General features: G+C 57.8%; 14 protein-coding genes, 4 tRNA genes and 3 rRNA genes. 16 read left to right on the plus strand and 5 right to left on the minus strand.

What is annotated here, in order from left to right:
• Window positions 1-20 precede the first annotated feature (20 nt).
• The 4 genes from HWN36_RS10430 to HWN36_RS10445 all read left to right on the plus strand — a co-directional run bounded on the left by HWN36_RS10430 (window position 21) and on the right by HWN36_RS10445 (window position 3,695).
• Window positions 21-92 (plus strand) — tRNA-Ala (locus HWN36_RS10430).
• 288 nt (window positions 93-380) lie between these two features.
• A complete protein-coding gene (locus tag HWN36_RS10435; protein ID WP_176789272.1) occupies window positions 381-1,658 on the plus strand; it encodes a response regulator in 1,278 nt (425 codons plus the stop codon).
• Window positions 1,659-1,864: 206 nt separating this feature from the next.
• Complete coding sequence (locus tag HWN36_RS10440; protein WP_176789273.1) at window positions 1,865-2,512, plus strand: DUF47 domain-containing protein; 648 nt, start codon at window positions 1,865-1,867, stop codon at window positions 2,510-2,512.
• Between the two features lie 4 nt (window positions 2,513-2,516).
• Window positions 2,517-3,695, plus strand: a complete 1,179-nt coding sequence (locus tag HWN36_RS10445) for an inorganic phosphate transporter (RefSeq protein ID WP_176789274.1) — start codon at window positions 2,517-2,519, stop codon at window positions 3,693-3,695.
• Here HWN36_RS10445 and nth read toward each other — a convergent pair.
• The 3 genes from nth to pyrH all read right to left on the minus strand — a co-directional run bounded on the left by nth (window position 3,659) and on the right by pyrH (window position 5,155).
• The gene (gene nth, locus HWN36_RS10450) at window positions 3,659-4,315 is read right to left on the minus strand and encodes an endonuclease III (protein WP_176789275.1); all 657 of its coding nucleotides are present in this window, start codon (window positions 4,313-4,315) and stop codon (window positions 3,659-3,661) included. The genes HWN36_RS10445 and nth overlap by 37 nt on opposite strands.
• A 5-nt stretch (window positions 4,316-4,320) precedes the next feature.
• Window positions 4,321-4,395 (minus strand) — tRNA-Pro (locus HWN36_RS10455).
• 55 nt (window positions 4,396-4,450) lie between these two features.
• Entirely contained in the window at window positions 4,451-5,155 is a 705-nt protein-coding gene (pyrH, locus tag HWN36_RS10460) for a UMP kinase (protein ID WP_176789276.1), read from the minus strand.
• Window positions 5,156-5,257: 102 nt separating this feature from the next.
• On the opposite strand from pyrH, the gene amrS reads away from it, so the two are divergent.
• Window positions 5,258-6,268 carry an AmmeMemoRadiSam system radical SAM enzyme gene (gene amrS, locus HWN36_RS10465; protein WP_176789278.1) on the plus strand — a complete coding sequence of 337 codons (1,011 nt, stop codon included), beginning with the start codon at window positions 5,258-5,260 and terminating at the stop codon, window positions 6,266-6,268.
• Window positions 6,252-6,755 carry a Mut7-C RNAse domain-containing protein gene (locus HWN36_RS10470; RefSeq protein WP_343044973.1) on the plus strand — a complete coding sequence of 168 codons (504 nt, stop codon included), beginning with the start codon at window positions 6,252-6,254 and terminating at the stop codon, window positions 6,753-6,755. The genes amrS and HWN36_RS10470 overlap by 17 nt, the downstream gene beginning before the upstream one ends.
• Here the strand turns inward: HWN36_RS10470 and HWN36_RS10475 are convergent.
• Together HWN36_RS10475 and HWN36_RS10480 are read right to left on the minus strand one after the other, a co-directional pair.
• A complete protein-coding gene (locus tag HWN36_RS10475; RefSeq protein ID WP_176789280.1) occupies window positions 6,742-7,164 on the minus strand; it encodes a hypothetical protein in 423 nt (140 codons plus the stop codon). The two genes, HWN36_RS10470 and HWN36_RS10475, sit on opposite strands and share 14 nt — an antisense overlap.
• A 40-nt stretch (window positions 7,165-7,204) precedes the next feature.
• On the minus strand, window positions 7,205-7,879 hold the full coding sequence (locus tag HWN36_RS10480; RefSeq protein ID WP_176789283.1) for a flavodoxin family protein: 675 nt from the start codon (window positions 7,877-7,879) through the stop codon (window positions 7,205-7,207).
• Window positions 7,880-8,272: 393 nt separating this feature from the next.
• On the opposite strand from HWN36_RS10480, the gene HWN36_RS10485 reads away from it, so the two are divergent.
• From HWN36_RS10485 to rrf, 10 genes are all read left to right on the plus strand, one after another.
• Entirely contained in the window at window positions 8,273-8,455 is a 183-nt protein-coding gene (locus tag HWN36_RS10485) for a CxxC-x17-CxxC domain-containing protein (RefSeq protein WP_083838699.1), read from the plus strand.
• Between the two features lie 884 nt (window positions 8,456-9,339).
• The gene (gene mcrB / locus HWN36_RS10490; RefSeq protein WP_176789284.1) at window positions 9,340-10,662 is read left to right on the plus strand and encodes a coenzyme-B sulfoethylthiotransferase subunit beta; all 1,323 of its coding nucleotides are present in this window, start codon (window positions 9,340-9,342) and stop codon (window positions 10,660-10,662) included.
• Window positions 10,655-11,182 (plus strand): methyl-coenzyme M reductase operon protein D, encoded by a 528-nt coding sequence (mcrD, locus tag HWN36_RS10495; RefSeq protein WP_176789286.1) that lies wholly within the window; start codon window positions 10,655-10,657, stop codon window positions 11,180-11,182. The genes mcrB and mcrD overlap by 8 nt, the downstream gene beginning before the upstream one ends.
• Window positions 11,183-11,191: 9 nt before the next feature.
• Window positions 11,192-11,956: a coenzyme-B sulfoethylthiotransferase subunit gamma gene (gene mcrG, locus HWN36_RS10500; protein ID WP_176789289.1), complete on the plus strand. Its 765-nt coding sequence runs from the start codon at window positions 11,192-11,194 to the stop codon at window positions 11,954-11,956.
• A gap of 5 nt (window positions 11,957-11,961) precedes the next feature.
• Complete coding sequence (gene mcrA / locus HWN36_RS10505) at window positions 11,962-13,668, plus strand: coenzyme-B sulfoethylthiotransferase subunit alpha (protein ID WP_176789290.1); 1,707 nt, start codon at window positions 11,962-11,964, stop codon at window positions 13,666-13,668.
• Between the two features lie 1,668 nt (window positions 13,669-15,336).
• Window positions 15,337-16,804 (plus strand): 16S ribosomal RNA (locus HWN36_RS10510).
• A gap of 70 nt (window positions 16,805-16,874) precedes the next feature.
• Window positions 16,875-16,946, plus strand: a tRNA-Ala gene (locus HWN36_RS10515).
• Between the two features lie 109 nt (window positions 16,947-17,055).
• Window positions 17,056-19,981 (plus strand): 23S ribosomal RNA (locus HWN36_RS10520).
• 74 nt (window positions 19,982-20,055) lie between these two features.
• A tRNA-Cys gene (locus HWN36_RS10525) sits at window positions 20,056-20,127 on the plus strand.
• 6 nt (window positions 20,128-20,133) lie between these two features.
• A 5S ribosomal RNA gene (gene rrf / locus HWN36_RS10530) occupies window positions 20,134-20,255 on the plus strand.
• The 16S, 23S and 5S rRNA genes sit together here with 2 tRNA genes alongside, the layout of an rRNA operon.
• Window positions 20,256-20,340 lie beyond the last annotated feature (85 nt).

Consider the following 20,340-nt stretch of genomic DNA (forward strand, 5'->3'; position numbering starts at 1 on the left):
CAACATTGTAGGGTAGCAGCGGGCCGATAGATCAGGGGAAGATCGCTTCCTTGGCATGGAAGAGGCCGCGGGTTCAATTCCCGCTCGGTCCACTCGTTTTTGCGAATATTCTTTTTCATGATCATTTTTCCGTACCGGCCGGTTTCCGTCTGTTCCGGGGTTCTGAAACAACGCTCGTGCCGCGGATGTCCACCCCCATAATGCGCCCTTCCTCCCGCGGCATCGCCGGGCACCGGGAAAAAACGTGGTTTCGGCTGTCTTTTCTCTCTGCCGCTGGCAACACCGTGGCAGCAGAGGTAAACCGCCCTGCTGCGAATTAAATGAAGAACTTGAAATACTACGGTCACCATAGCATTCCCCCGCAGGAGGTTCACTTCATTTTGCTATCGGTATTGTATGTCGACGACGAACCATCACTGCTGGAGATCGCATCGATCTATCTTGCGGAAACCTATCCCGACATCGTCTGCGAGACCGCAATTTCAGCGCATATCGCCCTCGATCTGGTCCGGGAGAAGCACTTCGACGCTATCGTCTCTGATTACCAGATGCCGGATATGGACGGGATCGCCTTCCTGAAAGCGCTGCGGGATGCGGGGGACACCACGCCCTTCATCATCTTCACCGGGAAGGGCAGGGAGGAGATCGTCATTCAGGCGATCAACTCCGGGGCCGATTATTATATTCAGAAGGGGGGCGAGATCTGCGCCCAGTACGCCGAGCTGGCGCATGCGATCAGAACGGCGGTAGAACGAAAACGGACGGCCGAAGCCCTGAAAAGCAAGCACGAGCAACTCGCGCTGATCATCGAAAAAATACCTGCGCTGTTGTCCTATGTCGGTTCTGATCTGCGGTGCCTGTTTGTGAACCGGAAGTTTGCCGAATGGTATGGCCTCTCCGAGGAGGAGTGCATCGGCAAGGACATCAAGGAGATCATCTCTGAACGCGTCTACCTGGGCCTCAGAGAACGGCTGGCCGGGATTTCCTGCACTGCCGATCTCACCTACGAAGAGGTTGCCGAACTGAAGGACGGGCAGCCACGATACTTCCGGGTTTCCGTGATCCCTCATTGTTGTGATGGGTGCACTGTCGGGGCCTTCCTCATCGTGGCCGAGGAGATCACCGATCTCAAACGATCCTGGGCGCTCGTTGAAATCCGGGCACGCCAGCAGGCCGTCGTCGCCGAACTCGGGCGGATGGCCCTGACCGGCGTCGATGTCCAGACTCTTCTGGAGGCGGCGGTTGCCCGGGTTGCCGATGCCCTCGGGGTCGAATACGCCAAGGTGCTGGAGCTCGCGCCGGACGGTCGGTCCTTTCTTCTCCGCGCCGGTGTCGGCTGGCGCCCCGGTCTGGTGGGGTGCGCCGCGGTCGATGCCGATGTCAGGTCGCAGGCCGGCTACACGCTTCTCTTCAGCGGCCCGGTGATCGTCGAGGACCTGCGCACCGAGAAACGGTTTTTCGGCCCGCCCCTCCTCTTCGACCATGGTGTGGTCAGCGGGATGAGCGTCATCATCGGTGGCAGGGAGAGGCCGTTCGGCGTGCTGGGGGCGCACACCGGAGATAAACGCCTCTTCACCGAGGACGACGTACACTTTCTCCAGGGTGTCGCCCACATCCTTGCCGCCGCCGTTATCCGCAACCAGGAGAAGAAGGGCTGAGTGCGCCCTAACCCCGGTACGGGCGTGCGACGGCCCCATGTCCGTACAGTGTCCGAATATCCGGGAAAGACCCGTTTTACCGGATAAATAGTGCTGATTTGCAGCTTTGAACTGAAAATATGCCTCTGAATGGTCGATACGGCCTCTGCCCATCAGGCCGGTGCGCACCGGGAATGTGACAGAGGTTTTTTGCCCGGTGGCGATCGATGAATCTTGGGTGTATTGTGGGCCTGAAAGAATGGATTGTGCCGCAGGATAAGGCATTTTTTGACCTCTTCGAACAGATGGCCGATATGGTGAACGAGGGCGCCGTTTTTCTCAACGTTATCATCAACAATTATGTCGACGTTCAGAACCAGTGCCACAAGATGAAGCAGATCGAGCACCAGGGCGATCTGATCGCGCATCAGGTGTACGAGCAGTTGAACCGGACGTTCATCACCCCGCTCGAGCCCGAGGAGATCTCGAGGCTTGCCACGGCGCTCGACGACATCCTGGACTATATCGACGGCACGACCCAGCAGATGTACGGCTACGGCGTAACCGAGACCGACGACTTCATGAAAGAGCTTGCGCGGCTCATTCTCCTCTCGACCCAGGAGGTCCAGACGGCGGTGCGCCTGATCCGCAAACTCGACGACCCCCGTGCCGTGGAACAGCACTGCATCGAGATAAACCGGCTTGAAAACCTCGCCGATGTCGTGCTCGGCAATGCCATCAAGAGCCTCTTCGCCACCAACGATGCCATTACGATCATCAAACTCAAGGACATCTACGAGAACCTTGAGGTGGCCACCGACAAGTGCGAGGACGTAGCGAACGTGCTGTCAGACATTGCGATCCGGCATTCGTGAGAGCATGGAAATCATCATCCTCGGTATCGCCCTGGCCCTGTTGTTCAATTTTGTCAACGGCCTCAACGACGCCGCAAACTCCATTGCAACGGTGATCGCCACCAAGGTGCTCTCGCCGTTCAAGGCCGTCCTTCTCGCCTCTTTTTTCAATCTCGTCGGTCCCCTCCTCTTCACGACGGCGATCGCCAAGACCATCGGGCGCGGCCTTGTCGACCCTGGCATCCTCACCCCGATGCTCATACTCATGGCCCTGATCGGTGCGGTGCTCTGGGTGTTCTTCTGCTCGTACTTCGGGATACCGGTCTCCAGCAGCCACGCCCTCATCGGCGGCCTTATTGGGGCGGCGACCGCCCGGGCCGGCATTGGATCGATCCTCTGGCCCTCGGGGACGCTGGTGGTCGAACTCGTCCTGATGCTCCTGATCGGTGCGGCTGGCGGGATCGCCGTCGCAATATATCTCTCGAAGACGCACGGCGAACACTGGGCGCGGTATATTCCTATCGGGGCGCTCTCCGGGATCACCGTCCTGATCCCGATCCTGGTCGCCTCCCGCCTTCTCCCGAGATCAGGCATCCTGGGTGTCATCGTCTTTATGGTCGTCTCACCGATGCTCGGGTTTATGGTTGCCTATGGTTTCGGCATTATCATTATGCGGCTTTTTTCTCACTCGAACTCCCCCCTGCTCAATCATGGTTTCAAGAAACTTCAGATCGTGGCGGCCGCCTTTCAGTCGATCGGGCACGGGAGCAATGACGCCCAGAACGCCATGGGCATTATCACGGCGATGCTGGTTGCGGCAGGGATCCTTACCGAGTTCACCGTTCCTCTCTGGGTGATCCTCCTCTCCTGTGCTGCAATGTCTCTTGGAACCCTGCTTGGGGGGTGGCGGGTCGTCGATATGATGGCGAACAAGATCACAAAAATGCAGCCGTATCAGGGCTTTTGCGCCTCAAGTGCAGGCGGTGCGGTACTCTCGGTCGTGACCGCCTTTGGTGTTCCCGTCTCGACCACCCATGCGATGAGCGGTGCGATCATGGGGGTCGGGGCGACCAAGGGCTATTCGGCGGTGAAGTGGGGGATTGTGCGGGACATCGTTGCCGCATGGGTGATGACCGTCCCGGCCTCGGCGGCGGTTGCATGGGGCTGCTATGTCCTTGTCACGATCTTCTTCCCCTCACTATAATACCGGCACCAGGGCGTGAGCATGCAGGCGGCGCAGCGCGGCCGCCCGGCGATGCAGACCGCCCGGCCGTGCTGGACGAGGAGGGCGTTGATCCGCCCCCAGGCCTCCTGCGGGAAGAGCGCCTTTAAGTCGGATTCGATTTTTGCGGGGTCGGTCTCGTCGGTCAGCCCGAGCAGGCCGGCGATCCGTTTCACGTGCGTGTCGACGGCGATCCCTTCGTCGATCCCGAAGGCGTTTGAAAGCACGATGTTCGCCGTCTTTCTCCCGACACCCGGGAGACCGGTCAGGTCTTCCATGGTGGGGGGGACTGATCCGCCGTACTCCTCCTGGATCCTGCGGGCGGCGCCGATGATATGGCGCGCCTTCACCCGGTAAAATCCGGTCGGTCTGATGATCTCGCCGACCTCCTCCTCGTCGGCCGCTGCAAGGGCGGCCGGCGTCGGATAGCGTGAAAACAGGATCGGCCGCACGGCTTCGACAGCGCGGTCGGTGGTCTGTGCCGAGAGTATGGTGAGGATCAGTACCTCGAAGGGATCGCCGTAACTGATGCCGCCAGGAATGGTGTCAGGATAGTGCCGGAGCAGTGCCCGGTAGATTGCGCAGGGGGTTGCAACGTCCATAAAAGTGGGGTAGGGCAGATTCGAACTGCCGTCAAAGCGTCCCAAACGCTCTAGGATGGACCAGGCTACCCTACTACCCCGCAGCCCCTATACTTTCTGTGGTCTGTCCTAAAATAATTATGGTGTTTTTTTGTTTTAGAGGGGGAGCGGGGTGCATTTACCGTCGCTGACGATGGTTCCGGTGAACGTCCCCTCGCATACCGCCGCGGCGAGATTTTCGGGTTTTCTGCCGTCGATGACGAGGAGCGGGATGCCGCTGCGCTCGACCACCTTTGCGGCCACGATATCGATGACCGTGTTGGACCCGGCGTCGAGGCGAGCGCCCGAGATGATGCCCAGGAGTTCCTGCGGGGTCATCCTCTCATAGCGCCGCGCCGTCCGGTCGGTCTTGGGGTCGGCGCTGTAGATGCCGTCGACCGAGGTGCCGTTGATGATGAGGTCGGCCCCGACACTCTCGGCGAGCACCGCCGATACTGCGTCGGTCGTCTGCCCGGGGGTGACGCCGCCCATGACGACGATCTTTCCTGACTCGCCGTACTCCCGCGCCTGCTGGTACGAGGTGGCGATGCAGGGATATGCGGCATTGCCAAGGGCGTAGCAGAGGAGCGAGGCGTTGATCCTGGTGATCATGATCCCGATCTCGTCGGAGGCCGCCTCGTTGATCCCGAGCGAGCGGGCGACGCCGATATACCGCCGCGCCTCGCCGCCGCCGCCGACGACGACGAACACCTGCCCCCGCCTGGCCATCTGTTTCAAAACCTCTGCATACTCGGGGATTGTGTGGGATTCAAGGGCTGGTACAAGTATTGAGCCGCCCAGAGAGAGTACGATCTTTTTCATGCTGATCCAACCTTATCCGTTTGATAATGACTCACATATATCTTGTTGATACCTGCCGTCAATGCCAATACCTTTAACCTCTTCCCTGCCCCAGGCAGGCATATGCATGAAGCGCACCAGTATGAGCGTATCGGGGACGGTACGGTGCGGTGCTCGCTCTGCGCCCACCGCTGCACGATCGCCGATGGAAAACACGGGATCTGCGGTGTGCGCATCAACCGCGGCGGCACGCTCTACGCCGCCACCTTCGGAAAGGTCGTTTCCGAGGCGGTGGACCCCATCGAGAAAAAACCGCTCTTTCATTTCCTTCCCGGGACGCTCTCCTACTCGCTCGGGAGCGTGGGCTGCAATTTCCGGTGCCAGCACTGCCAGAACTGGGAGATCTCGCAGGCCGGCCTTGAAGACCTCCCGCTGATGACGATCAACCCTGAAGAAGGGGTGGAACGGGCGCTCGCATCGAGGTCGGCCAGCATTGCCTGGACCTATAACGAACCGACGATCTGGCACGAGTACCCCCTCGAGATGGGGAAGATCGCCAGAGCGCGGGGGCTCCAGACCGTCTATGTGACGAACGGGTATATCACCGAGGAGGCGCTTGCGGAACTCGCTCCCATGCTCGGCGCCTTCCGGGTCGATCTCAAGGCGTTTTCCGACGACTTTTACCGGAAGGTCTGCAGGGCCAGGCTTCAACCGGTGCTCGACGCCGCGGTCGCCGCGCACGAACACCGGATGCATATCGAGACGGTCACGCTGGTGATCCCTGGCCTCAACGACTCTATGGAGGAGATGGAGGCGCTGATCAGGTGGGTGGTCGAGAACCTCGGCCCGGACACGCCGATGCACTTTACCCGTTTTCACCCGGATTACCATATGCGGGACCGGGAACCGACGCCGTTTGCCCTCCTCGAGCGGATCTACCGGCGTGCGCGCGAACTCGGCGCGCACTACCCCTATCTCGGCAATGTCCCGCCGGGGCCGTATGAGAACACCCTCTGCCCGTCCTGTGGGTCGCTTCTGATCGAGCGCTCCGGGTTTATGAGCAGGACAGTCGGGCTTTCGAAGGATCGATGCGGTTCCTGCGGGGAGAGGATACCCGGTGTCTTCCCGGCCTGAGGGTCGTGCGCGATTTGTCGCCGACCGGATGCTCGGGACCCTGACCCGGTACCTCAGGCTGATGGGCTACGACACCCTCAGCGCGAACGCCCTCTCTCCGGGCAACCCGCGCGAGGATACGGTCCTCCTCTCGATCGCCGTCTCTGACGGGCGTATCCTCTTAACCCGCGACGCCGAACTGGCGCGGCGGGGCGGAGAGCGGGCGGTCTATCTCGCTTCGGAGGATCCGACCGAACAGGTGCGCCATCTTGTGGCGATGGGTCTTGTCGTGCCGTCTCTGCGGTTCGACCGCTGCTCCCTCTGCAATACGCCTCTTCGGCCGGCGAAAAAACGGGAGGTCGAGGGTGCGGATTATGCGCCGAAAGAGCGGCAGGGGCTCTCGTTTTACTGGTGTCCCCTCTGCCGCCGCCTCTACTGGGAGGGCTCGCATACGCGGCGCATCCGCCGGCAGATCCAGGACGCCGTCCCTGACCTCAGGGCTGATTGAAGATCACGCCGGTCTCGACCCGGTAGGCCCGCGCCGGGTCGGCGTTGCTGAGGGTGATATCAAAGATCTTTGTATCTCCGGGCATGAACCGTTCGATATACTGGTTTTTCGTGTCTGTGATCCTGTTCGCCTCCTCGTCGATGAGGGTGACCGTGATCACGACGCCCCGGCCCTCGATCGCTCCCTGGTTCTCCGCCTTGATCCGGGCGGTGAAGACGAATGGTCGGTCAGGACTGTAGCGGGGGGTGAGGGACGCAACCGTAACGACAATGTCGGGTTCTTCGCTGCCTGCCGGTGCCGGGGTGGCCGCGGTCGTCGGTGCCGGCGATCCTTCGGGCGGCGGGGCTGAGCACCCGGCCGCACAGGCAGCGGTCAGAATCAGGAGGAGGAGTATGGCTGTTCTGCGCATACATCTATTTCATATTTTCGATATATGAACGATATGATTTTTATTTCTGTGCCATTGCACTCCAGTAATCATATTCGTGCTTCCAACGTTCTTTGTTTGCGGTGACGAGCGTTTTCATCCTCTCTGCCATCTCCGCGTGGAACGCTTCCTGGTCCGGGTACGCCCTCCCCTCTGCGATCGCTGCGGCGAGGTCCTGCCCGAGCCTGAATGCCTGCGCCTCCGCAATAAAGAGCGCTTCAGCGTCGGCGCCGATATCGACGGCGACGGCGCCGACCGTGTCGGCCCCGAGCACCCTGAGCACGCCATTGAGGTAGTTCGCCACATCGCCTGCACCTGATCCGCCTGCGGTCGAGACTGCGCAGCCGTATTTTCCGACGAACCGCTGGCAGTGGATCGCATCTGCCATCCTGTCCAGCAGCACCTTCAACTGCGCGGTCACGTTGTTGATGTAATTTGGCGAGCCCAGGACGATCCCGTCGGCCGCGATCATTTTTCCGAGGGTCTCTTTATAGTCGTCCTTCTTCGGACACTCGCCCTGGTCGTAACAGAGCGTGCACCCCGTGCAGAACCTGATGTCGAGGGCCGCCGCGTCGATCCGCTCCACGCTGGCCCCGGCCTCCTGTGCTCCCCTGAGGACGGCGTCCAGAAGCGTGCCTGTCCTGCTCTCCCGCCCGCGCGGGCTTCCGTTGATCCCGACGATCTTCATCTCAATCATTGGGGGATGGCGCGGCCTGCCATTTTACATTTTTGCTCCCTGGTGATTCCGCCCATGGGGAGAGGGTCGAAAACCCCGGGGGGGTATGCCAGAGGAAGGGAGGAAACACTTCTCTCTATCAAAACCGTTTCCCGGGTTTTGTTGCTGTGGCGAACGGTCTGGTGGCCCTTTTTGCGGTATGCCGGTGTTCCTGCAATCGCCCGTGCATCCCTGGCTCCGGGGGGTACGGTCGGGGGAACTGCCAGGTCTGATCTGCATTATTATACCCGGTTCTGGATTTTATGCCTGAACTGTGCGTATCTGCTGCGATTCCGGATATTTTGGTGTCATGCATGAGTATTTATACTGAGGGGACAAATGGTTGTTGCAGCATCCCACTGCATAGGTAGCGTAATGTACGGCAACAGATTTGGTGGCCAGAGGGGTGGAGACAACTTCTCCCGCGGCCCCCGCGATATGCACAAGGCAGTCTGTTCTGACTGCGGTAAAGAATGTGAAGTGCCCTTCCAGCCGACTGAGGGGAGACCTGTCTATTGCCGGGAGTGCCTTCCCAAGCATAGGAAACCCAGGTACTAATTTTTTTTCTTTTGTTATGCCCGAAGCCGGGCTTATTCTGTCTGTCCGTTTCCCGGAGTATATGCGTACGGCAATGTTTCCGGTTCTCCTCTGTTTCATGGTGGTGACTCCCGGCACCGGCATCTCTTCACGCAAAGAACCAAAGCCCGGATCGAGTCCCGGTTAGCTTCGCAGAATTCGCGCCTGGGGCGTGAGCCTCTCCCGAAAAACCACGCGATCGTCCGGTATCGCACCCCGCATCTTGTCGTGTACGATCCTCTCCATCATCCAGATTCGCCGGTGGGATGGTTAGACGGGAGTATAGCCCCCCTCCACAATGGTGAAGAGTCCCTCTTTGAATCATCCGTAGCCTCCCTGCGTGTATGCTCCTCTGGGGCCTTTTTCCGCGCTGTTCCTTTATATCTGTAATTTATGCGCGGCAAAAAGGTTATTAATCGTTATTCAGACCTTTTAGTGCTATCAAAGCAGATGTTGATTCCTGTTCTGGCTAATATCCTCGATCTGTGGGTTCTGATGGTTTATTTTTTATCTATATTTTTACTACTTAATGTGATTTTTAATACAATATTTATGATTAAATATGTATTAAAAATGGGCTTATATCTGGTTTTTAGATAGATTTTAGTAATAATTGCTCTATATCTATATTGAGGCTTATGGTTGCCTTATTTTAATATTATTTTTTTATAATTGATGATTATAATTTAGCATGAACTGTTAAAATATCTAATTTACTTAGGAAATTTTATATGTGGCTTCCTGAAAACATCTAATGTCCCAATTCGGGGCTTGCAGGTAGTACGCTCCGGGATTTGTTCCGGTTAGCCGGCCTGAATCCTATGGGAACGTTTCTTCCTGCGCAAAGGGTAAAAGGATGAACTGATATGGCAGCATATTCAGAAACAATCGATCTCTATTCAGATGATGGGAAGCTGCTGAAAAGCGGCGTCACCCTCGATAAGATCAGCCCGCTGGTGAACCCCGCGACCAGCAAGATCATCGACCTGACGAAGAGAACGATTAATGTAAACCTCGGGGGCATTCAGAATGCTCTCAAGACCGGAAAGCTTGGAAAGGGCAAGAGCAAGATCCGGGGCCGTGAACTCGACCTCGCCATCATGGAGAACAAGGACGCCATCGTCGCCAGGATCAAGGAGATGGTGCAGGTCGAGGAGGGTGACGATACCGAGATCCTCGAGTTCAACAATGGTCAGCTCCTGCTCGTTCAGGTTCCAAAGAAGCGCCTGATGAACGCCGCCACCTACGACGCGGCAATCACCGCCGTCGCCTCGGCGACCACCTATGCGATCGTTGACCAGTTCAACATCGACGCCTTCAACGCATCGACCGTCAAGGCCGCATGCTGGGGCGGCTACCCGCACACCATGGACATGGAAGGCGCACTCGTCTCCTCTATCCTGTCCATCCCGCAGAACAACGAAGGTATCGGCTTTGCCCTGCGCAACGTCCCGGTCAACCACGTTGTCATGATGACCGGCAGGAACTCTCTCCAGGGCGTCGCTCTCGCCTCGACCCTCGAGACCGCCGGTGAGTTCGAGATGGGCGCCGCCATCGGTGCCTTCGAGCGCTACCAGCTCCTCTCTTACGCCTACCAGGGCCTCAACGCCAACAACATGGTCTACGACCTTGTCAAGGCAAACGGCGAGACCGGCACCGTCGGCTCTGTCGTCCAGTCCCTGGTCGAGCGTGCGATCGAGGACAAGGTCATCCTGCCCGGCAAGAAGGGCGGCTACTTCCAGTTCTACGACACCAAGGACCCGATGCTCTGGAACGCCTATGTTGCAGCCGGCTCCCTCGCCGCCACCATCGTCAACTGTGGTGCCGGCCGGTTCGCCCAGGCTGTCTCCTCGACCCTGCTGTACTTCAACGACCTCATTGAGCACGAGACCGGCCTGCCCTCCTGCGACTTCGGCCGCATGATGGGTACCGCCGTCGGTTTCTCGTTCTTCAGCCACTCGATCTACGGTGGCGGCGGTCCGGGTATCTTCAACGGCAACCACGTCGTTACCAGGCACGCCAACGGCGTCGCCATCCCGTGTGTGGTCGCCGCCTGCGCCCTCGATGCCGGCACCCAGATGTTCACGCCCGAAGGCACCTCCAAGGTGATGGGCGAGACCTATGGCAAGATCGATGTGTTCAACAAGCCGATGGACCAGATCGCCAAGGGCGTTGATCTTATTGCCTGATTCAGCCTTCCCCCAGTGCAGGATCGTTCCCCTGAGGCTTCTCTCGCCCACAACGGCAGAGCGGCTTCTCACCCGGATTGCAGGGATCCCGGGAGTCCGGCGGATCGTGCTTAACGGTCCCGGCCTCCCGGCCACCGTCCCGTACGGCCCGGCGAGAGGCTCGGCCAACCCCAATACCAACAGGCGAACGATCCAGGTCTGCGGTGCCGCATTCGAGATGAAGATCCAGACTGGCACGGTCACCCTCGAAGTCGAGGACGAAGAGACGATCAGGGCGGTGAAGGCGCTCTGCGACGAGTTCTTCACCATGATGCCCTATCGCCTCCAGACCGGCCGGTTCATGAAGAGCAGTCCCACCATGGTGGACTATGCACGCTATGGGCCCAATGCCGATGGGCGTGTCATCGGACTCTCTGATCCCAGAAAACGGGACGGACCGATCATCATCCCGGCAGCGCAGAGCGGGGGAAGTCTGTCTGACAATATGCAGATGGAAAATACACCAGATTCATTCAATTGAGGTGACAAAATGGCATACACACCACAGTATGGTCCGGGTACCTCTGTCGTTGCCCAGAACCGGCGCAACCAGATGAACCCCACCTATGAACTCTCGAAACTTCGTTCAGTTACTGACGAGGACGTCGTCCTGGTTCTCGGCCACCGCGCCCCGGGCGCGGCCTACCCGACCGCCCACCCGCCCCTTGCCGAGCAGCAGGAGCCCGCGGACCCGATGCGCAAGCTGGTCAAGCCCACCGAGGGCGCAAAGGCCGGCGACCGCGTCCGCTACGTCCAGTTTGCCGACTCGATGTTCAACGCCCCGTCCCAGCCGTACCAGCGCACCTACATGGAGTGCTACCGCTTCCGCGGCATCGACCCCGGCACCCTCTCCGGCCGTCAGATCGTCGAGTGCCGCGAGCGCGACCTCGACATGTACGCCAAGGACCTCATCGAGACCGAGGTCTTCGACCCGGCGACCGTCTCCTGCCGTGGTGCGACCGTGCACGGTCACTCCCTCCGTCTCGCAGAAGACGGCATGATGTTCGACGCTCTCCAGCGCTGTGTGCTCGGTGAGGACGGCATCGTCCGCTACGTCAAGGACCAGATCGGCGTTCCCCTCGACCGCCCGGTCGAGGTCGGCAAGCCCATGGACGCAGCGTGGCTCAAGGAGCACAGCACGATCTTCCACTCCCTTGCCGGGACTGCGCTCCGTGAAGACCCAGAATACATCGAGTACCTCCAGCGGATCCACTCGCTGAGGACCAAATACGGCTTCATGCCGAAGGAGGAGTGAATACAATGGCAAAGATTGAGAGATCCCAGAAGCTTTTCCTGAAAGCACTCAAGGAGAAGTTCCAGGGACAGGACGTCCAGTCCGAGAAGACCGAGTTCTACAAGTTCAACGGCGTCCGCCAGTCCCCGAGAAAACTTGAGTTCATGAAGGAGTCCCGCTCCATCGAGATGCAGCGCGGTATCTCCATGTACGACCCCGAGCGCTGCCACCTCGGCGGTATCCCGATGGGCCAGCGCCAGCTGATGACCTACGAGGTCTCCGGCACCGGCGTCTTTGTCGAGGGCGACGACCTGCACTTCGTCAACAACTCTGCGATGCAGCAGATGTGGGACGAGATCCGCCGGACCGTCATCGTCGGCATGGACATGGCCCACGCCACCCTGCAGAAGCGTCTGGGCAAGGAAGTCACCCCCGAGACGATCAACGAGTACCTGCACATCCTCAACCACGCCATGCCCGGCGGTGCGGTTGTCCAGGAGCACATGGTCGAGACCCACCCGGCGCTCACCGACGACTGCTACGTGAAGGTCTTCACCGGCGACGACGAACTCGCTGACGAGATCGACGCCCAGTACCTGATCAACATCGAGAAGCTCTTCCCGAAGAAGCAGGCCGAGGAGCTCAAGGCCGAGGTCGGCAAGTCGATGTTCCAGGCAATCCACATCCCGTCCATCGTTTCCCGCACCTGCGACGGTGGTACCACCTCCCGGTGGTCTGCAATGCAGATCGGTATGTCCTTCATCGCCGCGTACCGCATGTGCGCCGGTGAAGCAGCAGTCGCCGACCTCTCCTACGCTGCAAAGCACGCCGGCGTCATCCAGATGGGTTCCATCCTTCCGGCCCGCCGTGCACGCGGCCCGAACGAGCCCGGTGGCATCAAATTCGGCCACTTTGCCGACATGATCCAGGCCGACCGCAAGTACCCCAACGACCCCGCAAGGGCGTCCCTTGAGATCGTCGGTGCAGGCACGATGCTCTTCGACCAGATCTGGCTCGGATCGTACATGTCCGGCGGTGTCGGTTTCACCCAGTATGCGACCGCCGCGTACACCGACAACATCCTCGATGAGTTCACCTACTATGGTATGGACTACATCAAGGACAAGTACAACGTCGACTGGCGGAACCCGTCCGCAGCAGACAGAGTCAAGCCGACCCAGGACGTCGTCAACGACATCGCCACCGAAGTCACGGTGAACGCGATGGAGCAGTACGAGCAGTTCCCGACCATGATGGAGGACCACTTCGGCGGGTCCCAGCGTGCCGGTGTCATCGCCGCCGCGTCCGGCCTTTCCGTCGGTATCGCTACCGGCAACTCGAACGCCGGTCTCAACGGCTGGTACCTCTCCATGATCATCCACAAGGACGCATGGAGCCGTCTCGGCTTCTTCGGCTACGACCTGCAGGACCAGTGCGGTTCGGCAAACTCCCTCTCCATGGAGCCCGACCGCGGTCTGATGGGCGAACTGCGTGGTCCGAACTACCCGAACTACGCAATGAACGTCGGTCACCAGGGCGAGTACGCCGCTATCGTTGGCAGCTCCCACTATGGCCGTGGCGATGCGTTCTCCCTCGAGCCCCTGATCAAGATCACCTTCGCGGACCCCTCGCTGAAGTTCGACTTTGCCGAACCCAGGCGCGAGTTCGCCAAGGGCGCGATCAGAGAGTTCATGCCTGCGGGCGAGCGCTCCCTGATCATCCCGGCCCGGTAAGGCAACCCTGCCTTACTTTTTTGCACGTCTCTCTGAAATGCGCTAAGCCAGTGAACGGTTTGCAGGTCCGGTTTTCTGTATGGGTGCGCCATTCATGCAGTTCGGTTTGTACTCCTTTTCACCAGAATAATTTCACCTCAATACTTTTTTTCTGCCGGCGCTTTCTGCACTGCCCCTCTCATGCCTGTGGCCGACCGGCATGTCGCTGTAATAATGGTGGCCTATCTCCTCCCTCCCTGTAATGGTCTCTTCTGATTGCGTCCCTGTGCCCATGGTCGCAGCGTCGTCGCTCTCGCCCTGCCGATGGTCTCAAACATCCGCAGGTTCGTTCTCGATGGGGTGGCCTCCCTGTGGTGATGGGGGCGATCGTCAGGGGACCGGCCGGTATCGTGGGGCCAGATTCCTTGGCGTGAGGTTGTGGCGTCTCCCCGTTCATCTCAGGATCTTCTGGCTCGCCGGCGGCTCAAGAGGGCCTTTCTGGCGAACGTCACCGTCATCCTGCCGGGGATCTCCCTTGTGGGTTATGCGCTCCTGCTGTCGTTCTATCCCGGGCCTTTCCTCACATGGTCGGTCTGCTGTCTGGCGGGCCTCTCTGGTGGTGTGGCGCTCTCGCTCTCTGTCGGGGTTGATGCGCGCTTTGGCTCTCTGGTGCGGGTGATCCTGCGGGGGGGTCGGTGTTTTGATTTTTTTCTGCGCTTTTCCGGAGCGCTCATGGGGGGGGGGGTGGCGACTCTTGTGCGGTGCTGTATTTCGTGTTTTTTCCCTGTCAGGCCGGCTTTGAGACCGCATCAGGGAGCGCATGGGCTGGTCGGATGGTGGTGCGTCTCCTGTTCTCAGGTCCTCATGATGAAAGGGTATATATGTGTCAATGCCAGATTCTATTGGCACGCAACGGCGGCAGGACCGGTCCTGAACCGATCGGTCTTGAGATGTTTTATCGGGATCTGTCTCTTCCTTTAACGTCCCCTCCGTGGGTCGACTGCGAAGGTATATATCGTGAAAAGAACAACATTGTTGCCTTGCACTATGCGGGCCCGACGACACCGGCGAGACCGGAATCGGGCCTGAGATTTCAGAGGGAACACGCGGGTGATGCCTTTCTTTAACGTCCCCTTCGGGGGTCGACTGCGAAGGTATATATCCTGCACCGTCCAAGATGGTTACCTCACACTGTCAGCAACGACCCTGACGGATTATCTCGCTCCCCTTCCGGGGTGCGAAGGTATATATCCTGCCGAGTCCTATGTTGCTGGCACACGAGTGACTGACTGCCGAACACTCCGGCGAGACCGGAATCGGCAGGGGGCGATGTGTAATGGGGCGAAATCCCGGCAGCCGACCGGGACTGCAAGGGTTTATATCCTCGGAGCACAAATATCGTTCCCTCACGGGATGGCTGCACCGGGCCTCATACGCCTGATGCAGGGCGCTGCGAAGGGTTAATAACCTCGTGCGTTCAATACTGTAATCCCACGAAATCACTCGGAAGCGACGAATGCGTTCGCTTCCACACAAGGGACGCAGAGTTTGTTCTGCGTTTTGATGGAGAATCAAAATCACCGAAAAGGTCGGTGTTGATTCTGACGTTGGCATTGGCAATGCGGAAATCTGTTTAGTAACCGCTAATTCCTTTAGTTAAAACACAATCGATAGTGTGCCTACTTCAAAATTCTGGTTGATCCTGCCAGAGGTCACTGCTATCGGGGTTCGATTAAGCCATGCGAGTCGAGAGGGGTCAAGCCCTCGGCATACTGCTCAGTAACACGTGGACAACCTGCCCTAAGGTGAGGGATAACTCCGGGAAACTGGAGATAATACCTCATAGTTTACCATCGCTGGAATGCCTGGTAAGCCAAAGGTCCGCCGCCTTAGGATGGGTCTGCGGCCGATTAGGTAGTTGTTGGGGTAACGGCCCAACAAGCCTGTAATCGGTACGGGTTGTGGGAGCAAGAGCCCGGAGATGGATTCTGAGACACGAATCCAGGCCCTACGGGGCGCAGCAGGCGCGAAAACTTTACAATGCAGGCAACTGTGATAAGGGAACCCCGAGTGCCCGTATGGACGGGCTGTTCAGGTGCTTAAAAACCACCTGGAGAAAGGGCCGGGCAAGACCGGTGCCAGCCGCCGCGGTAATACCGGCGGCTCGAGTGGTGGCCACTATTACTGGGCTTAAAGCGTCCGTAGCTTGGTCGTTAAGCCTCTGGGGAAATCTTCCGGCTCAACCGGAAGGCGTCTCAGGGGAACTGGCGACCTAGGGATCGGGAGAGGTGAGAGGTACTCTGGGGGTAGGAGTGAAATCCTGTAATCCTCAGGGGACCACCTGTGGCGAAGGCGTCTCACCAGAACGACTCCGACAGTGAGGGACGAAAGCTGGGGGAGCAAACCGGATTAGATACCCGGGTAGTCCCAGCCGTAAACGATGCGCGTTAGGTGTATCGGTGACCACGAGTTACCGAGGTGCCGAAGGGAAACCGTGAAACGCGCCGCCTGGGAAGTACGGTCGCAAGGCTGAAACTTAAAGGAATTGGCGGGGGAGCACCACAACGGGTGGAGCCTGCGGTTTAATTGGACTCAACGCCGGACAGCTCACCGGGTAGGACAGCGATATGATAGTCGGGCTGAAGACTCTACTTGATCAGCTGAGAGGAGGTGCATGGCCGTCGTCAGTTCGTACTGTGAAGCATCCTGTTAAGTCAGGCAACGAGCGAGACCCACGCCAACAGTTGCCAGCACGGTCTCCGGACTGGTGGGGACACTGTTGGGACCGCCTCTGCTAAAGAGGAGGAAGGAATGGGCAACGGTAGGTCAGCATGCCCCGAATTACCCGGGCTACACGCGGGCTACAATGGACAGGACAATGGGTATCGACACCGAAAGGTGAAGGCAATCTCCTAAACCTGCCCTTAGTTCGGATTGCGGGCTGCAACTCGCCCGCATGAAGCTGGAATCCGTAGTAATCGCGTTTCAAAATAGCGCGGTGAATCTGTCCCTGCTCCTTGCACACACCGCCCGTCAAACCACCCGAGTGAGGTTTGGATGAGGCTGCGGTTGTTGCCGTAGTCGAATCTAGGTTTCGCAAGGGGGGTTAAGTCGTAACAAGGTAGCCGTAGGGGAATCTGCGGCTGGATCACCTCCTAATGAACTCGAGGGGATTGATGCGGTTACTGAACAGACCGTAAAGTTGCCAATGCCAGCCAAGGGAAATCGGGCTCATAGATCAGTGGGAGATCGCCGCCTTTGCGAGGCGGAGGCCGGGGGTTCAAATCCCCCTGAGTCCATTTCAATGCACCTGGAGATGCGAATCTGCAGGGAAGGGCTGAAGGTCAGATACCCTGACCTGAGGAGGCCGTGTAAAGGTATGCACAACGGGCGTCAAATGGGTTCAGCGGAAAGCTGGACAGAAGCCTGTCAGTGAATGGCTCGGTTCGAGTGCTGATGAAGGGCGTGCCAAGCTGCGATAAGCTCCGGGGAGAGGCATGGAATCTACGATCCGGAGATACCCTAATAGGACATCCTAACACTTCGGTGTTGATCCGTAAGGATCGGGAACCCCCCGAATTGAAACATCTTAGTAGGGGGAGGAAAAGAAATCAATCGAGATGTCGTAAGTAAAGGCGATCGAAAGCGACAGAGTTCAAACTGAATCCCTTCGGGGAGATGTGGTGTGGTAGGCCTGCCGTGTGGTTGTTGCGACGAAGTGGAAGTCCTCTGGAACGAGGTACCATAGGGGGTGATAGTCCCGTACACGTATGTCAATGCGACCTGGCAGAGTCCTGAGTACCGTGGGTTGGAATTCTCGCGGGAATCCGGGGGTCATCAACCTCCAAAACTAAATACACCTCGAAACCGATAGCGTATTAGTAGCGTGAGCGAAAGCTGAAAAGTAACCCTGAAAAGGTGGTTAAAAGCGCCTGAAATTGACAGGTTATAGTGTGTTACGGCGCCAAAGGATCTTCCATGCGAAGGAACCCGTCGCGAGGCGGTAGTACGGGTGTGGTTGCCAGTGTCGTAACTTACGTTTTGAAGAACGGGCCAGAGAGTTTATCTCATTGGCGAAGGTTAACCGTAGAGGGGAGCCGGAGCGAAAGCAACAAGTCCGTAGCCTTCGGGCATGGGACGGCGTATTAAAAGTGCGCGAAGTCAGTGGGATAAGACCCGAAGCCGGGTGATCTATGCGTGGGCAGGTTGAAGCGTGACGAAAGTTGCGTGGAGGACCGCCTGAGGTTTTGATATGCAAATCATTCTCGTGACCTGCGTATAGGAGTGAAAGATTCATCGAACCCGGCATCCGCTGGTTCCTTCCGAAACATGCCGTAGCATGACCTGGCCTGAGATCGTCGGTGAGGTAGAGCACTGATTGGGGGTAGCGGGGGAGAAATTCCTCGTCCTCCTGTCAAACTCCAAATTCCCCGACATCTAAGACGGCTGGAAGTCCGCATTACGGGGTAAGCTTGTAATGCGTAAGGGAGACAACCCAGACCGTGGTTAATGTCCCTCAATGTAGGCTCAGTGTCAACACTGAAAGGCGTCCTAGGCCAAAAACAACTGGAAGGTGAGCTCAGAAGCAGCTATCCTTCAAAAAGTGCGTAACAGCTTACCAGTCTAGGTTTAGGGCACTGAAAATGGACGGGGCTAAAGCCTACTACAGAGACCACGGAGCACCGTAAGGTGATCTAGTAGGAAGGCGTCCCGCATGGGTAGAAGCAGGGTCGTAAGTTCCTGTGGACCGTGCGGGAATGAGAATTCTGGCAGTAGTAGAAGCATAGATGGGTGAGAATCCCATCCGCCGAAGGGGCTAGGTTTCCTCAGCAATGTTCGTCAGCTGAGGGTTAGTCGGTCCTAAGATACACCGTAATGCGAGTGTGTCAACAGGGAAACAGGTTAATATTCCTGTACCATTCAATCTTTGCTTAGCAATAAGCGCTGACGCTTCGGGATATACCGGGCGGGGTCGTCGCCCCGTCTAAGCATGTAAGTCCGGGGAGTACCGTCATGGTGAGAACCGGGTGAAAGTGTGATAGGGAAACTTGGTAAATTCCTGGAGCCCATGAAAAGGCGATTGAATGTCCGTACCGAGAACTGACACAGGTGCCCCTAGCTGAATAGGCTAAGGCGTGTCGGATCAATCGTGTTAAGGGAACTCGGCAAAATGGCCCCGTAACTTTGGAAGAAGGGGTGCCTGCTTGGTGATCAAGCAGGTCGCAGTGACCAGGGGACTCTAACTGTCTAATAACAACATAGCTGACTGCAACTCCGTAAGGACTAGTATAGTCGGTGATTCCTGCCCAGTGCGAGTATCTGAACACCGGTTCCAACCGGACGAAGGACTCGTAAACGGCGGGGGTAACTATGACCCTCTTAAGGTAGCGTAGTACCTTGTCGCTTAATTGGCGACTTGCATGAATGGATTAATGAGAGTCCTACTGTCCCTAACACGAATCCGTTGAACCTTTTATCCTGGTGCAGAGGCCAGGGACCCCAAATGGGAAGTGAAGACCCCGTGGAGCTTTACTGCAGCCTGTCGCTGTAGTACGATATTCCTTGCGCAGTGTAGATGGGAGGCGTTATATCCGTTCCTTCTGGGGAACGGGGAGCCGTCGATGAGACACCATCCTTGGTTTGTTGTACTACTCACTCTTACGAGGACACCGATAGGTAGGCAGTTTGGGTGGGGCGCCACACCCTCGAAAAAATATCAAGGGTGCCCTAAGGTCAACTCATGTGAGTCAGAAACTCACAGAAGAGTGTCAAGAGCAAAAGTTGGCCTGACGCGATTATGAATAGCAAATAATCGCGAGAGGAAACTCGGGTCTAACGAACCAATACGCCCTTTTGGTGAGGGCTATTGACGACAGAAAAGCTACCCCGGGGATAACAGAGTCGTCGCCGGCAAGAGCACATATCGACCCGGCGGCTTGCTACCTCGATGTCGGTTCTTTCCATCCTGGCTGTGCAGCAGCAGCCAAGGGTGAGGTTGTTCGCCTATTAAAGGGGATCGTGAGCTGGGTTTAGACCGTCGTGAGACAGGTCGGTTACTATCTATTTGGGGTGTCAGGAGTCTGAGGGTAAGAAAGAAATAGTACGAGAGGAACTTTCTTTCGTCGCCACTGGTCGATCGGTTGTCCGACAGGGCAATGCCGAGCAGCTACGCGATAAGGGGTAAAAGCTGAAAGCATCTAAGCTTGAAACCCGGCCCAAAAAGAGACTCCGTTACAGGACATGGGTAAAAGACCCGCTTAATAGGCTTGGGATGTACGCACGAAGGCAACGACGTGTTCAGTCCGCAAGTACTAACGTCCAAATCCAGTTTTCCGTTGAACCCAGACGAAACCCGCTGTGCATACCTTTAAAATCTATAATCGATAACATTATAGAGCATACACGGTCGCCAAGGTGGCGGAGTGGCTACGCGGTTGACTGCAGATCAACTACATCCCGGTTCGATTCCGGGCCTTGGCTTTGGGTGATAGCGGCCATAGCAGTGGGGAAACACCTGGACTCATTCCGAACCCAGCAGTTAAGCCCACTCACGTAACGCTCGGTACTGAGTTGCGGGAGCACTCGGGAACAGTGATACGCTGCTATCCCCTCTCTTATTATGAAAATGCATTGAACATTCGTTTCTTCTCTCCTGATTTATCTGTCCTCCATAAAAGGCGGATGCGCCTGACT

It is taken from the genome of Methanofollis tationis (genome assembly GCF_013377755.1).
GTDB lineage: Archaea > Halobacteriota > Methanomicrobia > Methanomicrobiales > Methanofollaceae > Methanofollis > Methanofollis tationis.